General features: G+C 32.6%; 18 protein-coding genes and 1 riboswitch. Of the genes, 3 read left to right on the forward strand and 15 right to left on the reverse strand.

Translation table 11 applies throughout. The features are described 5' to 3' along the window. Positions 1-162: 162 nt before the first annotated feature. From MWH28_RS07910 to MWH28_RS07940, 7 genes are all read right to left on the reverse strand, one after another. On the reverse strand, positions 163-1,359 hold the full coding sequence (locus MWH28_RS07910; RefSeq protein WP_248618805.1) for an O-acetylhomoserine aminocarboxypropyltransferase/cysteine synthase family protein: 1,197 nt from the start codon (positions 1,357-1,359) through the stop codon (positions 163-165). Between the two features lie 69 nt (positions 1,360-1,428). After that, positions 1,429-1,539: riboswitch (SAM riboswitch) on the reverse strand. Positions 1,540-1,591: 52 nt separating this feature from the next. Next, a complete protein-coding gene (locus MWH28_RS07915; protein WP_248618806.1) occupies positions 1,592-3,004 on the reverse strand; it encodes an ABC transporter substrate-binding protein in 1,413 nt (470 codons plus the stop codon). A gap of 19 nt (positions 3,005-3,023) precedes the next feature. Continuing rightward, the gene (locus MWH28_RS07920; RefSeq protein ID WP_248618808.1) at positions 3,024-3,962 is read right to left on the reverse strand and encodes a L,D-transpeptidase family protein; all 939 of its coding nucleotides are present in this window, start codon (positions 3,960-3,962) and stop codon (positions 3,024-3,026) included. Positions 3,963-4,231: 269 nt separating this feature from the next. Continuing rightward, positions 4,232-5,419 (reverse strand): tRNA uracil 4-sulfurtransferase ThiI, encoded by a 1,188-nt coding sequence (thiI, locus tag MWH28_RS07925; protein WP_248618810.1) that lies wholly within the window; start codon positions 5,417-5,419, stop codon positions 4,232-4,234. A 6-nt stretch (positions 5,420-5,425) separates the two neighbouring features. Next, positions 5,426-6,577 carry a cysteine desulfurase family protein gene (locus tag MWH28_RS07930; protein ID WP_248618812.1) on the reverse strand — a complete coding sequence of 384 codons (1,152 nt, stop codon included), beginning with the start codon at positions 6,575-6,577 and terminating at the stop codon, positions 5,426-5,428. A gap of 35 nt (positions 6,578-6,612) precedes the next feature. Next, the gene (locus MWH28_RS07935) at positions 6,613-6,918 is read right to left on the reverse strand and encodes an MTH1187 family thiamine-binding protein (RefSeq protein WP_248618813.1); all 306 of its coding nucleotides are present in this window, start codon (positions 6,916-6,918) and stop codon (positions 6,613-6,615) included. A gap of 107 nt (positions 6,919-7,025) precedes the next feature. Further along, positions 7,026-8,681 (reverse strand): alkaline phosphatase family protein, encoded by a 1,656-nt coding sequence (locus MWH28_RS07940; protein WP_248618815.1) that lies wholly within the window; start codon positions 8,679-8,681, stop codon positions 7,026-7,028. A 140-nt stretch (positions 8,682-8,821) separates the two neighbouring features. Here MWH28_RS07940 and MWH28_RS07945 point away from each other — a divergent pair, with 140 nt between their 5' ends. After that, complete coding sequence (locus MWH28_RS07945) at positions 8,822-9,595, forward strand: DUF1385 domain-containing protein (protein WP_248618817.1); 774 nt, start codon at positions 8,822-8,824, stop codon at positions 9,593-9,595. 30 nt (positions 9,596-9,625) lie between these two features. Continuing rightward, positions 9,626-10,192 carry a 5' nucleotidase, NT5C type gene (locus MWH28_RS07950; protein ID WP_248618819.1) on the forward strand — a complete coding sequence of 189 codons (567 nt, stop codon included), beginning with the start codon at positions 9,626-9,628 and terminating at the stop codon, positions 10,190-10,192. Between the two features lie 149 nt (positions 10,193-10,341). On the opposite strand, the gene MWH28_RS07955 is transcribed toward MWH28_RS07950, so the two are convergent. From MWH28_RS07955 to MWH28_RS07970, 4 genes are all read right to left on the reverse strand, one after another. Continuing rightward, on the reverse strand, positions 10,342-10,623 hold the full coding sequence (locus tag MWH28_RS07955; protein WP_248618821.1) for a hypothetical protein: 282 nt from the start codon (positions 10,621-10,623) through the stop codon (positions 10,342-10,344). A 17-nt stretch (positions 10,624-10,640) separates the two neighbouring features. Beyond that, positions 10,641-11,654, reverse strand: a complete 1,014-nt coding sequence (splB, locus tag MWH28_RS07960) for a spore photoproduct lyase (protein WP_248618823.1) — start codon at positions 11,652-11,654, stop codon at positions 10,641-10,643. 219 nt (positions 11,655-11,873) lie between these two features. Continuing rightward, positions 11,874-12,857, reverse strand: coding sequence for an asparaginase (locus MWH28_RS07965; protein WP_248618825.1), 984 nt, complete (start codon positions 12,855-12,857; stop codon positions 11,874-11,876). Between the two features lie 31 nt (positions 12,858-12,888). Beyond that, the gene (locus MWH28_RS07970) at positions 12,889-14,403 is read right to left on the reverse strand and encodes a UDP-N-acetylmuramoyl-L-alanyl-D-glutamate--2,6-diaminopimelate ligase (protein WP_248618826.1); all 1,515 of its coding nucleotides are present in this window, start codon (positions 14,401-14,403) and stop codon (positions 12,889-12,891) included. A 159-nt stretch (positions 14,404-14,562) separates the two neighbouring features. Between MWH28_RS07970 and MWH28_RS07975 the strand changes: the two genes are divergently transcribed. After that, the gene (locus tag MWH28_RS07975) at positions 14,563-15,483 is read left to right on the forward strand and encodes a VanW family protein (RefSeq protein WP_248618828.1); all 921 of its coding nucleotides are present in this window, start codon (positions 14,563-14,565) and stop codon (positions 15,481-15,483) included. On the opposite strand, the gene MWH28_RS07980 is transcribed toward MWH28_RS07975, so the two are convergent. The 4 genes from MWH28_RS07980 to MWH28_RS07995 all read right to left on the reverse strand — a co-directional run bounded on the left by MWH28_RS07980 (position 15,480) and on the right by MWH28_RS07995 (position 21,348). Next, on the reverse strand, positions 15,480-16,538 hold the full coding sequence (locus MWH28_RS07980) for a hypothetical protein (protein ID WP_248618830.1): 1,059 nt from the start codon (positions 16,536-16,538) through the stop codon (positions 15,480-15,482). The two genes, MWH28_RS07975 and MWH28_RS07980, sit on opposite strands and share 4 nt — an antisense overlap. A 77-nt stretch (positions 16,539-16,615) precedes the next feature. Next, on the reverse strand, positions 16,616-19,381 hold the full coding sequence (locus MWH28_RS07985; RefSeq protein WP_248618832.1) for a UPF0182 family membrane protein: 2,766 nt from the start codon (positions 19,379-19,381) through the stop codon (positions 16,616-16,618). A 40-nt stretch (positions 19,382-19,421) separates the two neighbouring features. Further along, complete coding sequence (locus MWH28_RS07990) at positions 19,422-20,564, reverse strand: HEAT repeat domain-containing protein (RefSeq protein WP_248618833.1); 1,143 nt, start codon at positions 20,562-20,564, stop codon at positions 19,422-19,424. 91 nt (positions 20,565-20,655) lie between these two features. After that, positions 20,656-21,348: a vWA domain-containing protein gene (locus MWH28_RS07995; protein WP_248618835.1), complete on the reverse strand. Its 693-nt coding sequence runs from the start codon at positions 21,346-21,348 to the stop codon at positions 20,656-20,658. Positions 21,349-21,425 lie beyond the last annotated feature (77 nt).

Consider the following 21,425-nt stretch of genomic DNA (forward strand, 5'->3'; position numbering starts at 1 on the left):
AAATTAAATTCAAAAAGAATAAAGTTTAGTTATAAGCTAAGCAACTTAAGTATGCTAAATTTTGCAGAGTTAAACTCTTTTTGCAATAAATTGCATGAAAAAAATTTCATTCTCAAATTAAAATAACGAGCCCCAAATTTGAGGCTCGTTATAGAAATCAGTCTATTTTGTTGCTTTTTCAAAAGCTTGTCCTAGATCAGCAATAATATCATCTACATTTTCAATTCCAATTGATAGTCTGATTAAGTTTTCACTGATACCAGCTTCTTGTTGTTCTTCAGCTGATAATTGTTCATGAGTAGTTGAAGCAGGATGAATAATTAATGTTCTAGTATCTCCAACATTAGCTAACAATGAACATAGCTCAACACTATTGATTAACTTCTTACCAGCATCAAAACCACCTTTAATTCCAAAACAGACCATTCCTCCGAAGTGCTTCTGCTGTTTTTGAGCTAATTGATGTTGCGGGTGGCTTTCTAGACCTGGATACTTAACCCATTCTACCTGAGGATGCTCTTCTAACCATTGAGCAACTTGTAAAGCATTGCTAGAGTGTTTTTCCATTCTTAAAGATAAGGTCTCTAACCCTTGAATAAATAACCAAGCATTCATTGGACTTAAGGCTGGCCCTGTATCACGATAACCTTCAGTTCTCATCTTAAAGAGTAGTTCTTCCGGGCCAACAATCACACCACCAATTGAACTACCATGTCCACCAATATACTTAGTAGCTGAATGAATTACTACGTCTGCTCCAAAGTTAAGTGGTTGGGATAAATAAGGTGTATTAAAGGTATTATCTACAACTAATTTCAAGTCATTTTGATGGGCAATTTCGGCAACTGCTTCAATATCAACAATATCCAAAGTTGGATTGCCTGGTGATTCTAAATATAAGAACTTTGTATCCTCTGTAATCCCTTCTTCCCAAGCAGTTAGATCATGAGGATCAACAAACTTAGTTTCTATACCATAGTTAGGTAAAGTGGTAGCGAATAAATTATATGTACCTCCATAGATATATTTAGAAGATAGAATCTCCCCGCCCCCTTCTGCTAATGTAAGTGCCGTTAAATTGATTGCAGCCATCCCTGAAGAAGTAGCTAATCCTGCTTCTCCTCCTTCTAAAGCTGCAATTCTTTGTTCTAAGACAGCATTGGTTGGATTAGTAATTCTCGTATAGATATTACCGGCTTCTTCTAAAGCAAATAATCTCGCTGCATGATCTGCATCATCAAAGACATAAGAGGTCGTTTGATGAATTGGTACTGCTCTAGAGCCACTCGGATCATTTTTAGGCTCATATCCTCCATGTAAAGCAATAGTATCAAATGAATAATCTTCTCTACTACTCATCTTTTTAAATTCCTCCCTTATAAAATTAAAAAGCCTCTTCTGATAAGAAGAGGTTGTTGTCAAGCTTTCTTCTTATCTTTCAATACCAAGTTAGGTATTGCTGGAAGTAGCACCTTTCCTATAATCTAGGAGGTTGCTGGGCTTCAGCGGACCAGATCCCTCAGCCACTCTTGATAAGACAATTCACATATTTATTTAATTCTAACATAACATATGAATTATGTCAAACTTTTTAGTTTTCTGACATTCTCTGTTCACTTTCAGCTATAATTCTTTCAAAAGCGACCATCATTTCAGTAACAATCTCAGAAATTGCTCTATCTTCAAACCAAAAATTGTAGTATCCTTGCTCAATTATTTCCTTAAACCCCTTTTCTAAATCAAATTTGATAAAGCTATCTATTTCTTGAGAAGTACCTCGCTGCAGATAATCTAAGAGTTGAACCTTAAGCTCTTCTTTCAACCGAACTTCAGTTGACCACTCCTCTTGTAATGGTAAATAGGCTGGCATTACATTTAATTTTTGGGCCAAAAATTGATTCTTCCTTTGAGTAATAAATTGAGCAAATTTATAAACAGCTTTAGTATGGTCATCACCTTGGTACTCTTCTTGTCTAAACAAAAGCAAAGATTTTATCTCTACAGGAACACTTTCTTTGCCTAATTTAGAAGGTGAAGGTGGTGGTAATAAGGTTAATTCAACTCCTTCTTTAAGCTCTCGTTGATAAAGATTGTTTAATAGCCACAGGTTAACTGGAGCGATTATTGCTGCTTGATTCTCCCAAAAATATGGCAATAACTTCTCATTCATCCTCTTTTCTTCTCTAGGGAAGGCATCACTAGCACGTAACTCTTCTAAAAATTGAAAGGCTTTTGTTAGATCTTTTTCTGTTAAGAGTAACTCTCCTTCAGCTGAAAGCCATTCCCCCTTACCTGCTGTGATTAATAATTGATAAAACAACTCTGGATTATGAGGATTGAATATTATATCTTTATCTTCTTCAACAAGCCTTTGACTAACCTCTATCAACTCCTGCCAACTCCAACCCTCTCCTACTACTTTATTTAACTCTAGATCAGTTTGGGCCAACAACTCTTTATTACCTACCCAGACCTGGGGAACTAGCCAAGTAGGCAAGCCCCAGATCTCTTCTTTCCCCGACAATGCTTGTAAAGCTAAAGGATCATAATCATCTAATTCTTTGGCCCCAGCTTCATCCTCTAGATTTAAAAAAGGGCTGACAGGAAGTTGTAACTCTTGAGAGATTAATTTAGCTCCAAAGATATCATGATAAAGATCAGGACCTCTATCTTCAGCTAGAGCATTTTTCAATTTAGCTTCACCTTCCGAAAATGATAAAAGCTCATAAGTGACCTCAATATTAGGATAAAACTTATTAAATTCTTTGATTGCACCTTCTAGAAACTCTTGATAGTCATCTTCTAAGCCGAAAAAAAGTGGATAATCCCAGTAAGTTATTTGATATACTTGATTAGGAGCAAGCTCTATAGTGGGATCAATACTAAACTCGCTCTCTGTTCTAAACTTGACAAAAAGGGTGACAGTTCCACTAATAACTGTTATTAAGAGCATAATCGCAATTATGACTGCCCAACTAAGGTTAAATTTCAATTTCTCCCACATTCTTAAAACCCCTCTTTTCTTATTTAATCCCTAAAATATAGAAGGTATTATCATCTGCAATCAGGTTATCTTCTAAACCATAGATATATTTAAAGTCCTTGATTGCTTCTTGAGTACCTTCACCAAATCTTCCATCGGTATAACCAGGATCAAAACCATGTTCCCTTAATTTTTCTTGGAACAATAGAACATCTCTACCTGTCTGACCCGGTCTTAAGTTATGGGTGATCTCAATTGGATCTCTATTACCAATAATTTTGACTCGAGTACCCACTTCAACCCAATTATAAAGAACCTTAACATCTCGATTAAACATTCTAATACAGCCATGACTAGCTGCCGTCCCAATCGAATGGGGCTTATTAGTACCATGAATACCATAAATTCCCCAGGGGACATTTAATCTCATCCATCGATCTCCAAAGCCTCCTCCCCAATCTGCATCCTTAGTAATAATTGCCCATTCACCAATTGGAGATTTAGTCGAAGACTTGCCGACTGCTACCGGGAATTTATGATGAATCTTTCCATCAGAGTAGACGATCATTTCTTTTCTATAACCATCTATCAGTAAGGAAACCTCTCCTTCTGGTTCCTTTAGATGTTGAGCTGTTGTCTGTAGTAATGATTGACTGGCTACTTGGGTAATCTGGGCCCACGTCTGGTCTTTAACCATTCCAGTAGCCGGCAATCCATTAGCAAGTTGAAACCTTCTAACAGCTTGGTGAGTTGTCTGGTCATAGATTGAACTCAATTCTCCTTCATAAAAGCCTAATGCTTTCAGTTCACGCTGCAACTCTAAAATATCATAGCCTTCCATCTTTGGTTCCCGCAGCCATAATTGACGAGTACCTAAACAATTATAATCCGGGCCAACAGTAGCTTCAAGATAAATAGGACTCGTAGTCATCAACATGAACATGATAATGATCGCTAAAAATATAATCTTCTTTGACATTAATAAGCTCCTTTATAAGTAATAATCCTATCTAAAAATATGTTTAATCAACTAAGATTATACGATGCTTAAGTTTTAGGCTAAGTAAAATCAAAAAAGAGGAATCTTTATCAGATGATAAAGATTCCTCTTTTTTGATTTTTAGTGTCAGTGTGAGTAGTGTGTTTGAGTAAAAGTAAAATCTTAGATCTTATGGTTTTGACCTCACACACTCACACACATAACTGACACATTATTGTAATAAAGCTTCGCTCTAATCCCTACACTAATTACTCTCCGACAATAGAAATCACTTCAACACTCTCCACTGCTTCTTGAATCAAATCTTCAATCTCTAGATCCTCTTCTCCAGCGAGAACCTGTTCTTTAGTTGGATGGGTCTCTGGAGTCTTAGGAACAAAGACAGTACAACAATCTTCATAAGGCTGAATTGAAGTCTGATAAGTACCAATCATTTTAGCTTTCTCTTCTATCTCCAGCTTATCCAAACCGATTAATGGTCTAAAGATAGGCATTTCAGGAACAAGATTGGTTACAGACATTGAATCTAAGGTCTGACTAGCAACTTGGCCCATGCTCTCGCCTGTAATTAAAGCCTTTCCACCTTGCTTAGCAGTAATTCTTTCAGCTATATCCATCATTATTCTTCGCATAATGATCGTAATTAAATCAGCAGGACATTTATCATTCATTTCAGTCTGAATAGCAGTAAAATCAACTACATGCAAGTCGATCTCACCTTGATAGCGGGCCAACACTTCAGCCAAATCAATGACCTTCTCTTTGGCCCGATCACTTGTAAAAGGGAAACTATGAAAATAAATTGGTACAATCTCTACACCCCGTTTCATAGTCATCCAGCCTGCTACTGGACTGTCAATTCCTCCTGACAGCAATAAGCCTGCTTTACCTGTCACACCTAATGGCAGACCTCCTGATCCTTTAAGATCTTGAGTATAGATGAAAGCATATTTTGATCTAATTTCGACATTGACTGGAATCTCAGGTTCATGGACATCAACTTCTAAGCGACCATCCTCAGTATTAATTAGAACATGGGCTCCTAATTCTCGATTCAATTCCATACTATCCAATTCAAAACCCTTATTAGAACGTCTAGCAATTATCTTAAAGGAAGTTTTGCCTTCCTTAGTAGCCAACTGTTCATTGACCAGTTCTAAACAAGTAGCCTTAATCTCTTCCATATCCAAAGGTACTCTTCTAGTAGGACAGATCCCTACGATACCAAATACCCGCTGTAATCTTGTAGTTACCTCTTCTTGGGCAAGGTCTGTTCTAACATAGATGCGACCATACGTTTTATAAACATCTAATTGTTTAGGTTCTCCTCTCTTTAACTGTTCTCGAATATTATCGACTAATTTATCTTCAAAAAGTGGTCTATTCTTTCCTTTAATCCCTATTTCTCCATAACGAATCAAATATAACTGTTCCATTTTTTATCACCTCTGTATAATTTGTTTTAAAACAGTAACATGCTTTTTTAATTTATTGACTGTATGGTTGATCTCTTGTTTGGTTGTTTGGGAAGATAGGCTGAATCTAATTGCTCCTTCAATCAGATCACCTTCTACTCCAATCCCCTCTAATACATAACTGGGCGTATCCAATCGAGAAGAGCAAGCAGCTCCAGTCGAAAGATAAATATTATCCCTTTCTAAACTATGAACTAAGATTTCACCTTTAATTCCAGCAAATGAGATATTTGCTATATGAGGAACTCCCTGCTCGATGGTTGGCCCGTTTAAAAAACTATCTTCGATTTCATTTAATATTCTAGTAACCAAAAGCTTTTTTAAACGGTACATCTTAGTTGTAAAATCTTCTTGCTCAATCTCTTTTACTGCTTCTCCAAAACCAACTATACCTGGAACATTCTCTGTACCAGGCCTGACCCCTGATTCTTGCTTGCTACCTGAGATTAAATTATCAACTCTAGTACCATCCTTAATATATAAAGCTCCTACTCCTTTTGGCCCGTGAACCTTATGAGCACTGATTGAATAGAGATCGACTCCTAATTTAGCTGGAAATAGATCTAATTTAGTAAAAGCTTGTACTCCATCAACATGAAAATAGAGATTGTCAAAAGAAGCTACTAACTTTCCTATCTTAGCTAATGGTTGAATAGAGCCTAGTTCGTTGTTGACCCCCATAATGCTGACTAAAATAGTTTCTGCAGTTAAGTATTCTTCTAACTGCTCTAAATCAACTACTCCATTTTGATCTACATCAAGATATTTAACATCATAGCCCTGCTCTTCTAACCTTTTAAAGACATTTAAGACCGATGGATGTTCAATTGAGCTGGTAATAATTCTATTTCCATATCTATGTAAGGCATTAACTGTACCCTTAATTGCTAAATTGTTTGCTTCTGTACCACCAGAAGTAAAATAGATTTCATCAGTTTTGATCTTTAACTTATTAGCAATCTCTTTGCGAGCTGTCTTGATTAACTTTTCAGCTTCTAATCCTTTGCCATGTAGTGAAGAAGGATTGCCATATGCTTTAGTTAAAGTATGATTCATTTTAGTTATGACTTCAGGATAGGGTTTGGTTGTTGCAGCATTATCTAAATATATCTCTTCCATAATCAGATCCTCCATAATAATTATTTCTTATCTACTTAAGAGTTTAATTTATCTTCTACAGAATTTAATTTCTGTTCCATACTAGCTTCTTTATCAGATCGTTCATCAATCTTAATTGAAGTAGTTACCCTCAATGCTCCTTTTTCAAAAGGATGTTGATGTAATTTTTTGATTAAATCAAAAATATCATCTAAATCCCCTTCAATAATCGTCCCCATTGGTGTAAGTTGATATTCAATTCGTTCTTCTTGCTCCAAAATCTGTTGACAGCCAGCTACATACTTGCTCAAACTAGGCTGTTCTGTACCTATTGGCACTACAGTTACCTCTACAATAGCCATTTTATCCCTCCTAATTTTATTATCTCTAATTTTATAAATAGTTATGTAGATTCTCTATTGTTCTAGCAGTCTTATTATACCAAGTTAGAGTTAAAATTAAAAGCGACCTACCACCTATACCTAACTCCAAGAGATTCAAAATCAATAAAATTAAGTTCAAGATTTTGATTCAGTTTATAAAACAAGTTTAATGTAGAGTTATCTACAGTGGAATTACTGTGTTTCAAACCTAAGTTATTGACTTTAAGCTGATACTTCCATTTAGCCATTGCCTCCAGATCTTCTCCAGCTTGATTACTTGCTCCACCACCTAACCAGAATTTAGATAGGTGCCCACTATAAAGTTCATATAAACCCCAGAATCTGTAATCATCATCGTTTGTGACATCAGTACCTAATTTGAAGCGATATTTCGGAGAATAAGTAAAATTAAACTGTTGATTTAAATTAATAGAATGCTTATTTCTTTCTGGTTTTACATCTTCAAAATCTACCTTTGGTATTTCATTAAATAAATTATCTAATCGCATATACTTTCGCCCATAAAGATGTTTTAGATTTGGCCCTTTAAGTAGAATAGGGACAGTCATATTTTCAGCAGTCAATCCATGATGATTTCCTTTTCTAACATAGCCTCCACCTATGATTGGAGGAGGATTTAAAACAGTAATTATTTCTCCAGCATAGAGGTTATTAAATAACTTATAGATATTGACTGGTGCTAAAGGATATTTTAGATCATAACTAAAATCTAACCATTCTTCTTCAGTTAAAAATTCCCCCTGATAACCTGCTGTATAGTAATTAAATGTATCTTGGCCCTGATAAGAATAACTAATTTTTCCTTCTTTAATTTTGAAAATAACAATGCTCTCTTGATGAATTCCAATTATTTTATCCTCTTTTTTAAAGAAGGCATAATCAAGTGGAGTTTCAGCTACTAGTTTTTCAGCAACTATTTTTTTATCCTGAGGATCTTTTAGATAAAGATTGGGATGAGCAGATTTTAAGATTTTATCTTTAACTACTGCATTTACTTTCTTATTGATATCTATAGTACTATCATCATGACTCATACCATGATCAGAATAAACAATAACATTTATATCATCACTCAAATTATTGGTCAACAACCCAAAAAAGGTATCAAACTTTCGTAAACTTTCTTTTAAGGCCTGCTCTCCTAACATATGACCATAAGTATCTGTAGCAAACCAATAGTATTCTATTGCACCATATTTTTTTATTAAATCAGGTAAATTTAACATTGCTAGTCCGCCAAAGGTTGATGCCATTGGTACTCCATAGATAAAATTACTTTTAGAGCGTCTTTGAACTGTAGATACCATATCTCTAAAGACTCCTAATTTGTCTCTTGCTTCTTCAGTTTTAGGATCATATCGATACCAATCTATTAATTTTCCTTCCTCAATCCCCTTACCTTCTCTAATTCTAGAGACAACTACTTGAGTAAAAGGAGGATAATAGGTAATTCCGTGCTTGATTATTCTCCCATCTGAAAAGAAACTTTCTAGATTCTTTAAATTTCCAGCAGTCAACTCTTCTTGAAAAACTTTAGAAGAGATTCCATCTACATGAAATAAAAGATACTTGTTTTTATTTGTTCTTTGAGAATTTAAAGCTTTAGCAGAGTTATTCCAACTAGAACCAACTCCAGTAAGTAACAACCCAGTCATTATCTGTCCAGTTTTTGTTAAAAAATCACGTCGCGATAATGTACTACCTTCTTCTTTTTTAGTCATTACTATCACCTACTCTTTAAAATTAACTAAATTCATTATAACAGATTTCTTAGCTAATTATAAGTAGTTTTTTCCAAGAATTAAAGTTGACATCTAAGTAAAAAAAACGTAAACTATTAGATAGTTGGGGGTGTTTAACTATGAAGATCGGTGGCAGAGCTTACAAAAATGGAGTTAGATTATTTGGTAAACGTTATTCTGTTAAAGCTTACTATGAAAATAACAGATTAAAATATACGATCAGTAAAAATAAAATAGCAGATAATAAGTTATTTCTATTCTTAAAAAAGATCCCTTTTCTAAGAGGGATTGTCAGTATTATCTTTGCCTTAATTGCTTTTTTTAAAGAAGCCAGTGGAAGTCCCAAGAAGTTTTGGCCCGTAATTTTGCTTGTTTTTTTAGAGATTGGTCTTCAGGTTCAATATAGATTCTTTCCTACCCAAAGTGCTCAATTATTCGGTTTTTTTGCAAGATTTAACCTACTGACTTATTTAATTTTAGTTGGAGGAATATTAATAGTATTAAGAATGACTATTTTAAAGGAAATTTTCAAATTTCATGGGGCTGAACATAAGGCGGTTAATTATTATCAAGGAGATTCTCAAGGAGAATTAACTGGTTATTCTAGGTTGGCCCGTAGATGTGGAACCAATTTAGTTGTATTTTATCTAATCATTGTTACTTCCTTTGAGCGACTTGGACTAAGTTTTAATGCTTATCTAATGAGTTTAGTGGCTATCGGAATTGCTTATGAGATTCTCTTAATTGCTCCTAAGGTGATCTTATATCTTCCTTATTTGGTGCAAAAGTTTACTACAATTGAACCTGATTCAAAACATCTAATAGCAGCTCAGAAAGCATTAGAAGTTCTGCTTAGAGTAGAATCCAAAGAACAGGAAAGACCGATTGCTTAATTTATAACTTTATATAATGAGGTGGTAATTATGGAAAAAATAATTGGTGTTGATATTGATGGAGTTTTAACTGCAGAAGGTGAAGGAGAAGACAACATTTGGCATCAAACAATCTGCAATCATTTTAATTTAACAGAAAGAAAAGAGGATGTTTATCATTTTGGAGATGCTTATGGCTTGACAGATAAACAGGTTGAAGAATTTATGGAAATTCATAGTCCTAAAATATATGAAAGTGCTGATTCTCGACCTCATGCTAAAGAGGTCTTGAAGAGATTGCAAGAAAAAGGATTTACAATTATTTTAGTTACAGCTAGAATTGATAAGCGTAATCAATTGACATTAAATTGGTTAGAAAAACATCAAATCCATTATGATGAGTTGATTCATAATGAAGATAAAGCTGAAGCTTGTCAACAAAAAGGCATTGAGCTCTTTATTGATGATATGTTAGCTAATGTTCTTGCTGTTAAAGATGCTGGTGTTGAAGCATTATTAATGGATATGCATCATAATCGACATTATAAGGGAGATGTTATCCGCGTTAGTAATTGGTTAGAGATTGAAGCAGAAATTGACAGATTTTTTGCAGAATAAGTTTAAATAACAAGTGCTTAGGATTAAAATTCCTAAGCACTTGTTATTTATGGGGAAATTAGCAAGGTTGATTATATTTGTTGGTTTTACTTAAACTCAACCTTAGACTTAAATTAAGTTGCTGGAGGCAACTTTTTTATTTCCTTTTTTTATTTCCTTAAAGAATGATTAATCTTTGCTAAATCGCTTTTTACTTCAATAAATAAAATAATTAACTCTCCTAAAGCATATAAAAATAAGGTTTTAAATAGTCCAATAAAGATGGGAAATAAAAGATTAAAGATGTTAAAGGCCATATGTTGATTTGGCCCTCCTGGTGGTCCTTGCATAAAATTTAAAACTGTAATTAAATTTGTTCCTAAAAAAACCAATACAGCTAAGACTTTAAAAGCGATAGAGATAATTCGTAATGCTTTATAATTCTCACTCACTTGTGACCCTCCTTTTATTAGGTGAAATATTCCACTTCAGCCTTAGGAAAGAGATCGTTAATCTGTTTAGTTAAATATTCTTTTAACTCTTTTGCTTGTTGAGGTGGATAGACATACTTACCAAACCCTTTATGATGATAAGCTTCTTTATCTAATTTTAATTTAGTATTAGGAAATCTAGCTTCAATCAAGTTTTTTGATCTAGTACTGAAACGGTGCATGATCAACTCAAAGGTCAGATTATTGGATGTCGGATTGACTAATCTTTCCTTTAATTCAGTTAATAAATCTAAATAATCATCTTGCCAGCCATCATAAATCATTAATGGAGCCAAGATAAAACCGACTGGATAACCTGCTTGTTGGATCTTACTTGCTGCTGTAATTCTTTCATCTAAAGAGGCAGTCAAATGCTCGAAATTTTTAATTACATAACTAGAATTAAGGCTAAATCTAAATCTTGTATGATTATTATGTGTAAGGTCTAATAAATTATCAACATTAGCAAATTTGGTAACTACTCTCAAACGACCTTTATCTTGTTTAGCAAAATACTCTATGATTTTAGCTAAAGAACCAGTAAAGTGCTCAACAGCTACTGGATCCGAAGAGCTACTTGCCTCAAAAGTAATAATCTCCCCTCGGCCTTTTCTGATATGTTTCTTGACTGCCTTCAGTATTTCTTTAAGATTGACATAAATTCTAAGATAAGCAGCTGAACCGAGATTTTTAGCTAAATAACAATACTCACACTTTGCCGGACAACTAGTACTGGTTACTAATCTGTAATCGGCAGAAGGTTGACATGATTTAAATTTTAATGTCTTTTTCACTCCTACAACCAGAGTTTGCTTATTCCAGTTAAATAGTTCAATGGGGCTCATTTCCTTTTCTGCCCTGACTCGGTTATGGGACTTGATATAATCGATTGGTATTTCTTCAGCTTTGAATTTCTTCTCAAGTTCTTGGCCTAATTTATAATCTAAAGCATCATGTTCTATTAAGACTCGCTTAGGTTTGAATTTTTTCAACGATTATCCCCCTCGGTAAAAGTAGTGTATAGTTGATATTGAATAATTGATATTAAGTTTAAGGCTAAGTCTAAGTTTAAGTAAAACCTAAGACCTTATGGTTTTAATGGTTGACTTAACCTCAAACTCAGCCTTAGACTTAAGCTGTTTTGTAATAACGATAAAAAAACAGCTACCGATTTAATAATCAGTAGCTGTTAACCATCACCATACTATATATTATGATTTCAATTTGAGATAATATTCCCGAATCTTTGTTTGAGAGAGATTTTTTCCTAACAATAGCATTAACAAAAGCCGTGCTTTAGTACTTGTTAAACTCCCAGCAAAGATTAGATCTAAATCTCTAATATCAGCATTTCCGCCAGAAGCACCATATAGATTATAGACCCTTCCTTCATAAGAACGGGAAGTAATCACAACCGGAACTCCTTCTTTTTTGGCCCTAGTTAGACCAGGTATTATCTTTTCAGGCAAAGTACCTAACCCAAAAGCCTCAAGTACTAATCCTTGACAGTCATAATCAAGTGCTGCTTGAATTAATCGATCATCACTACCAATTGCTAACTTAATAATCTCCACTCGCTCCTCTAATTCTTCAGGGTGAATTGTAATTTGAGCAGGTAAATCATATGAGTAATGGATTCCAGAGTGGTCGATAGTACCTATTGGCCCGCAATTTAGTGAAGAGAAAGCATTTAGATTGTTTGTATGCATTTTAGATAAAAATCTAGCTGCATGTATCTCTTCATTTATAACTGCTAAAACCCCTTTATTTTTACTTTGTGGATTTAATATTGTCTGAATTGATTGAACCAAGTTAGCTGCCCCATCTGAGTTGAGCTGACTAAAGCTTCTTAATGCGCCAGTAATTACTACGGGTTTTTTTATATCCAAGACTAGATCTAATAAATAAGCTGTCTCTTCTAAAGTATCAGTTCCATGTGTAATTAAGACACCATCTATTTCTTCTTCAAGTAATGCTTCTTCAACTAATTCAGCTAATTCTAATAACATTGGAGCAGTTAATTGTGAACTATCTAAATTAGCATATTGAACCAATTCTAAATCAGCCATTTTTGTTAATTGTGGTACTTGTTTTAATAAATCAAGACCGGATAATTTAGGTACAATCTGTCCAGTCTGTTGATCTTTTCCCATAGCTATTGTTCCACCTGTGGTAATAATCTTTATTTTCTTCATTATTGCCTCCTTTACGATATATCCACTTAATTTAATTCATTAATTCAGTTAAAAATTGTTGCCCTTTATTTAAACCTGGCCCTCCTAATAACAGTAAGAGATCATCTGATTCAATCTGATTTAAAGCTAGTTGTAAGGCAGGTTTTAAGTTAGCAGTAGTTGTAATTTTAATATCTTCTTCCTTAATAGTCTTGACAAATGCAGCTTCTTCTGCTGGTAATACCTTATTTTTGTCAATCACTTCTTCCTCTGCTCTAGTAGTAATAATCTCTTTTAAATTTAATCTGTTGGCCCAATTACTTATCAATTGGGCATTATATTGATTAGCTTCAACCCCTCTCTTCCCTTTCAAAAAGTGAACAATTACTAAATTCTTATAATTAAGTTCTTGTATAGTCTTAAAGTTAGAACTTAAACTAGAAGGGTTATGAGCAAAATCATCAATAATTAAAAAGTCTTGATCATAAGTTAATTCCATTCTTCTTTTAACTCCAGTAAAGCTTTCTAAACCAGACTTGATTTTAGTCATTGGAAACCCTAATAACAAGCAAGCTAAAAAACTTGCTAATGCATTATATATGTTATGATAACCAATTATAGGAATGGTAATTTCTAAAGAAGTAGGTTTAATTAGTTTGCCGGCCATAGTTACAAGGTTATTATTGACTTTTAGCTTAAATTTAATTCCTTGCTTAGTAATTTTTATATCACAAGCAGTGAGGTCAGCATTACTCTTAATTCCATAAGTATAACTAATAGCTGGAGTATTTTTAATGATTCTTTCCGTATAAATATCATCTGAATTACAAATGGCAATTCTATCTTCATTTAAAGTAGAAAATAGTTGTTCTTTACTTTGAAAGTAATCTTCTAATGTTTGATGAAAATTTAAGTGATCATAGGATAAATTAGTGAAGATAGCTAAATCAAAATCTAATCCCCAAACTCGATTTAATTTCAAAGCATGAGAAGATACCTCCATATTTACGTAGTTAACTCCTTGCTGTTCCATCCGGGCCAACCTTTGATTTAAGACTATAGATTCAGGTGTTGTACAGTGATTGGGGTTAGAGTAATATTCATCTCCAATCTTAGTATGTAAAGTACCGATTAATCCAGTCTTTTCTTCTAATTGATCAATAATATGATCAAGCATCATTGTAATTGTTGTTTTACCTGAAGTCCCAGTAACCCCAACTAACTTCAGTCTCTGACTGGGAAAATTATAAAATTCTCTAGAAAGTTGGGCTAAAGCTTTTCTAGAATCTTCAACTCTTAAATATGGAATCTGTTGTGGAATAGTTACTTTTTTTTCTCCTATAATAGCTACTGCTCCCTGCTTAACAGCTTCAGGTATGTATTTATGTCCATCAGTATTAAAGCCACTTACTGCCACAAATAAAGAGCCAGGACTAATTTCTTTTGAATTGTTTGTAATCTTTTTAACTTTACAATCTTTAAAATTTATACTATCTAATACTTCTAACTGATTAATCAACTTACTTAAAGTCTGTTCAGTACTTACCAATGCGGAGTTTAGTGACATCTTCATCCCCCTTATTTACATTATATGATTAAGGTAATTAAATGTGATGATTTATTGCAGTTAATAATTAGATAAAAAGCAAAATCTAGGATACATAATATTAAATAGATGATATAAACTAAAATTAAAGGCTTTAAAATATTAAAAAGGAGATGCAAGATGGATCTAAAAGATAAAGCAAGATATATTCCAATTTTGATTGCACTTATTCTAATCAGTGGCTTATTTACCGTTTTAATTAGAAATAATAACTTAATTGATCAATCTAATGAACCTCCTAATGATCAGGCTAACCCTCCTGAGCAACAACAAGTTAATACTGGAGTTACTCTACAAGGAGAAGAAATAAGTGGTAAAACAAAAGAAGAACTCGCTAATATTATAACTCAATTGGCCCAAAAAGAAAAGACTAAACCAAAAAATTCTTTCATTTTTAAGGAAGTAATTATTTCTGAACAATTTGGCCAAAAAATAGATATTCCTGCCACGATAAAAAGAGTATTAACGGCTGAACCAGGAACAGATGTCCAATTTGTAACCAAAAAGATTCCCCCAACAATTACTGCAGAAAAATTAAAAGAGAAGCAATATTTTGAAATTGAAGTTGAAGATGAAATCATTACAGGAAAGGTTTTAAGTAATTATACTACGTACTTGGAAAATAATCAGACTAATCGTAGAAAAAATATTGAACTTTCTTTACAAGAAATCGATCAATACCAACTAAATAAGGCAGAAGAATTTTCCTTTAATCAACTAGTAGGTTCTCCTACTGCTAGTAAAGGATATAAAGAAGCTCCAATTATCGATTCAGGAGAGTATTCATCAGCAATAGGAGGAGGAATCTGTCAAGTTAGTTCGACTCTTTATAATGCAGTTGATCAAGCTCAATTAAAAGTTACAGAACATCATCACCATAGTAAGCCAGTAAACTATGTTCCGACGGGACAAGATGCTACTGTCTTTCCTCCAGTAAAAGATTTTCGTTTTGTAAATAATAAAGAGAGTGAATTAATGATTCTAACTGATCTTATTGATCGCTATGTAGTTATTTATTTAATTCAATTACAAAAGACTTAATAAATTCTTAAAATCATAATTAATAGTAAAATTATTAAAACAATTAAGCTTCCAATAATTATAGTTTCCTTATTTATATTCAGATCAACTCTAGTTTCGCCTTTATTTTTCTCTTGGTTAGCATTGACTCCCTTATCTTTATTTGTAATGATTGCCAATTTAATTTCAGGTTCTATTAGAACTTGTCCATAAATACTCGGGCCAAATTGAATTAAGATCAAATAACGCTCAGAATCTTCATTAAAGCTAATACTCTTTATTTCTCCTACAGTAATCCCTTCAGAATTATGTAACAATTTAGCTAAGTATTGTCCAATCTCTCTATCATCAGTGATTTTAACTGCTAGCTTATCTCCAATCTTTAGCTGAGACACCTTCTGCCCTTGGGTTGGAGAAACAATTGGAGTACAACCTAAGCGGATCTCCATTTCCAATTTATTCTGCTCTTTTTCCTTTTCCTCTTCCTCTTCTTCTTTTTCTGGAGAAGAATCTGGTGTTGGAAATAAATCGGAGTAAAAATTTTTTAATTGAGCTTTAGTAGTTAAATCAGTGTAGATTTCTAAATCAACCGCTTCTTCAATAACATCCTCTAATTTTTCTGTAAATAAATTTTTTATCTTATCTTGCTGTTTATCCTTAACCAGATTCAATAAATTAAAGATTTCTGTCGGATTAAAGCTAGAAAAAAAGTTTAAACTAACAGCTTGATCTTTAATAACCTGTTCTGGATCAAGATTATTTAAAGTCTTCATGAATACCTTATTATTTACATTTAAAGATATATTTAATATTTTTCGTTGCTTACTTAAGGCTAATTCATGTTTAATAAACTCACCTTGTTTTCCATCAGCAATTAGACTAAACAAGCCATAAACTCTATTATTTGAGCTACCATAATTAAATTTTCCATGAACAACAATAAAGTTTTTATCAACATAATCAATCATTACTAATGCTCGGTCTAGATCTCCTTCAGCTAATTCAAGAGCCATTTCAGCCTCATTTCGCTTTACTTCCATTGTTTCTTGAATAATTTCAAGCTTTTTTTCATCCATGTCAGCTCACCCTTTGATATAAATTTAAAGTAGAAAAGAGAGAGCTAAATAACTGCTCCCCCTATTGATAACTTTAATTAATTCAACTCTTCTTCCAGTTGTAATAACTTCTCCTCTAATTTTGTTACCAACTCACCATATTTTTGCCAATTACCGTCTTTCAATTCTTCTTGAGCCTCATTATATAAGCTTGTAACTTCACTGATCTTTTCTTGAAGATTGATATCCACTTCTGGAAAAGCTTCTCTTGTTTTTGTTGGCTCGTCTTCTAAGCCATCCTCTAGTTCCTCTTTTAATTCTTCATCACCAACTAAACGTAATAAAGCTAACTCTAAAGTTGACTCCATTACAATCTCATCTCCAAATGAAGCAATAACCCTTCTCAATTCTGGGATTTGATCATCTTCAGATTGTAAAAAGATCGGCTCTACATAAAGTAATGATTGACCAACTGGAATTACTAATAGATTTCCTCTAATTACTCTAGAACCGCGTTGATCCCATAAGCTTAGTTGTTGGGATATATCTTCATGCTGATCAATTCTTGATTCAATCTGCATTGGCCCGTAAACTTGTTCTCCTTTTGGGAAATCGTATAAAACTAGTTCTCCATAATTAGCAGGATTAGATTTGGCCCCTAACCAAGAGATTATATTATTTCTGTTAGCTGGTGTAAAAGGTAGCATTAAGATAAAGTCTTCTTCATCCTCTTCTGGTAAGCTCATTACTGTATAATAAGGCTCCATCATAATCGAGCTCCCATCATAATGTTCACGAGGTATATTCCAGACATCTTCTTTATTATAAAAGACATTAGGATTACTCATATGATAAGTACTATATAATTGAGCTTGAACATTAAATAAGTCTTGAGGGTATCTGATATGATTTTTAATTCCCTCAGGCATCTCCTCAAACGACTTAAATAAGTCGGGGAAAATACTCTGGTAGGTCTCAATAATAGGCTCCTCATCAACAATATAAAAGTCCATATCCCCCGTATAAGCATTAATGACAACCTTAACTGAGTTTCTAATATAATTTCCCCAATTATGAGGCTCAGAATAAGGGTACATATCTGTCGTTGTATAAGCATCTTGAATCCAATACATATTGCCATCATCACCAATGACCAAATAAGGATCCTGATCATACCTTAAAAAAGGAGCAACCTTACGAACTCTATCCTGAATATTACGATCAAACATTAATCGACTATCAGTGGTTAAGTCATCATTCAATAGCATGTTTAGTGTTCGATACTTAAACGCAAAAGCTAATCTCTTAACTGGAGAATCAAGTTTGACTCCTCCTGTGCCTTTATAATTATAAAATTTATTCTGATCCCCTTCAGGATAATCGAATTCATTTGCCTCAGTATTAACAATTACATAATCATTAGTTGCTTCTCCATAATAAATTCTAGGTTCTGTTATCTCAAATAGATCACTCTGAGGTGGAATATCCCTAATTAAAAACTCAGGTAGGCCACCACTTGTTACTTTATTGGCAGGACTCATAGCTGCCCCAAAACCATGAGTATAGACCAATCTTTTATTAACCCAAGTTTGAGCTCGTTCTGGTAATAAGTCTTGATCTAATTCTCGAGCTGAAAGCATTACTTGTTGTAAGTTTTCATCAATTGAATACCTATCTACATCAATATCAGTAAAGGTGTAATATGATCTAATCTCCTGTAACTGACTATAAGTATCCTTTAAAGCCCTATGATCCCATAATCTGATATTATCGATCGTCTCTTGATTGTTGCGAAGATCATTATATGAAATGTCTTCCTCTAACGGATAATCCCTCCGCTCAATTTGGTCTAAATTATAAGCTTGTTGAGTAAAATCGATATTGTGTTCAATATAAGGAGACTCCATCGCTAACTCATTTGGTTCTACTCGATATCTTTGAACTAAAGATGGATAAATACCATTTAATAAAATAGAAGCTAAAATTAATGCTCCTACTCCTCCAATAATTAGTTTCGTCTGTTTAAAGTAACTATTAATTAACGTAACAATTCCTAATAGCAGCGATATAATTAATAGTATTCTTAAAGCTAACAACTGAGCATTAACATCTGTATAACTAGCTCCAAAGGCAACTCCTGCTTCAGAATATAATAAATCGAACATATCAAGTCTATACCCCCATGCTTTTAAAAAGAAAAAAGCACTAAGCAAAATTGAAATATGATATTTTGCTTTGTTATTAGTACTAAATTTAAATTTAGAATTTCCAGTTCCTATAAACAGATAAATAGCTCCTACAATAATTAAATTTAGAATAACTAAAACAGTTAACATTTGATAAATCAATTCATATACTGGGAGTTGAAAAATATAAAAGGAAAGATCCTTACTAAAAATAGGATCTACAATTTCAAAAGGGGTTCGATTAATAAATTTAAGTACCAACTGCCAACTAGTTGTCCCAACACCACTAAATAAAAATCCAATTAAAAGACTGACTACTAAATATACCAGGCTGATTCTGTTGGAGTTGATTAAATTAAGCCAATTATTAGAAGATATAGGGTTTAATTCAATAACATCTTCTTTCTTTTGCATTTTCTTTTTTAAATTATTTATAAAAGATAAAATTTTATCTTTAGTAAATGATAAATTAACAAAAGTAATTGCAGTAAATAAAATCAAAAGCCCCAATCTAAGCCCCAACCTTGTCCCAAAAATAGTCCAAAAGACACTTGCTAACTCTAAGCTTTCAAACCACAGCCAATCAGTATAAAAATTAACAATTAATTCTAAAAAGTTACTGCTTAAAATTATAGCCAAAGTAAATGCAAATAAGATAAAACTGAAACTTTTTTTCAACTAAACCATCCTTTCAATTATAAAACAATTTCTACTATTATTAACTCTCCATTAATTTCAATGATTCATTAGTTTCGTTAGTCCCTTTGATTCCAGCTAATTGTTTAGTAATTTCTGTAGTAGTTACTTCATCTTCTTCATAAATATTTTGAACTGCTTTCATTAAAAATTCTATATCTAATTCATCTAAAGCTTGCAATGCTTCCTGTTTACTTTCTTTAATTTCAGTAGCTTTAATTAAATACTTAATTCCTTCATAACCTGACTTAATTAAAGCATGACAAACATTAACTCTAATCATACGCTGTTCATCATCAATTAATTGAAATAAGTGAGAGCAAACTTGCCGATCAGAGAGTTCACCTAATATTGTAACCACTTGATTTCTAACCTTCCAATTACTATCATTTAGCTTTTCAATTAAGGCATTAAAGACTTTTTCTTGATTTATATGTCGGGCCAACCCCCTGATAGCTTCAATCCTAACTTGTTCAGAATGATCATCCAATAATCTTAATAATAAATCATTGGTCTCATCATCTTCAATATCTCGTAATAATTTAGTTGCCCATACTCTATGCATCTCTTCTCCTTCAAAGGCAACCCTTTTTAACTGTTCAAAAGCCTGATAACCTATCTTTTCAAATGCATTTGTCAACATTGACAATAATACTTCATCATTACAATGGTCTATATAATCAATAAAAGTATCAACCACTTTAGGATTAGCATTATCAGTTAAAGCTTTAATAGCACTATTTTTTACTTCACTATCCTGATCATATAAAGCAGTAACACAATAATCAATAGTTTGGGAGGTGCCAACTTTAGATAATACCTTACAAGCTAAAATCTTCTCTTCTTTTTGTTCAACAAATACTAAGTCTTTAAAACAATCTTTAATCAAGCCATTATCTAAAAGATATTTCTTGACATCCAAATAAATTTTAGGTTCTAAATCCTTTTTTCCATCTAAAAAAACTCTTTTTTTAATCTTACTTTCTTCAATTTGTTCTAAAATACTTAAATCATTCTTTTTTAAGTTTTCAACTACTAATTCGTAATCAAGTTTAGAGTTAGATTTGAAATACTTAATTAAAAAAAGACTGATTATTCCGGCACCGATAATTAAAAAATAAAAAAAGTTAATTTCTTGCAACATATCAATATAAGATATAAACATTAAAACCTCTCCTCTGCTGTTAATGACTATTATATATATTCTGTAAAGCACTATTTCTTCCTTCATTCATTAAAAATTAATTAAGAATAAATCAGTTTAGATTTATTGTAGGGACAACTCTATCTTTTTCGAAGTATGTGAAATATTTTCCGTTTCCACTCTCGGCTAATGATTTTAATTGAGGCTGATTAGAGTCATTTATATTCCCAGTGTGTATAACATGAGTCCTAATGCCCTTTCTTGTTAACTTCTCTACTGTGTTTATAAGTTCTTTCTGTTGATTGTCATTATTATTTGTAATTAATAAAATATGTTTCTTGCCTTGCCTATCAATTAAACTATCAGCAGTTTTAATCAAATTCAATTTACTTGTAGAAGTATTAGCATTAGCTGGTTCAACCTCTTTAATGAAATTTATTAAATTTTCTTGATTATCTATTGTCAAAGGAAATCTCAATAGAGAATTATCTGTTATTTGATTAATAGTACCAAAGACTCTCATACCTAGATATACATCTTCAGGAAAATCATTAATAATTGTAGTTAGTACCTCTTTAGAGGTTTCAATATATTCTTCTTCTTCAGAGATAACATCCCAAATAATTTTAACATTAACTCTATTGTTTGAAATATAATCACTATTCACCTTTATTTCTCTTCCTAATTCCGCATTCTCTTCATTAATAGGACTTGTTGAAATAATATTTAAAGTATTAAGACTTAAAATAGCTGAAAGTAGAATAAAGATCAAGAAAATCAAGATTAAATTCTGTTGTAACTTCATTTTGATTTGTCCTCCTTTATGTACTACTTTTATAATATTATTCACTAGATAATTTTAATATGTTAACTTTAATTTGG

This window comes from Natroniella sulfidigena (assembly GCF_023223645.1).
GTDB lineage: Bacteria > Bacillota > Halanaerobiia > Halobacteroidales > Halobacteroidaceae > Natroniella > Natroniella sulfidigena.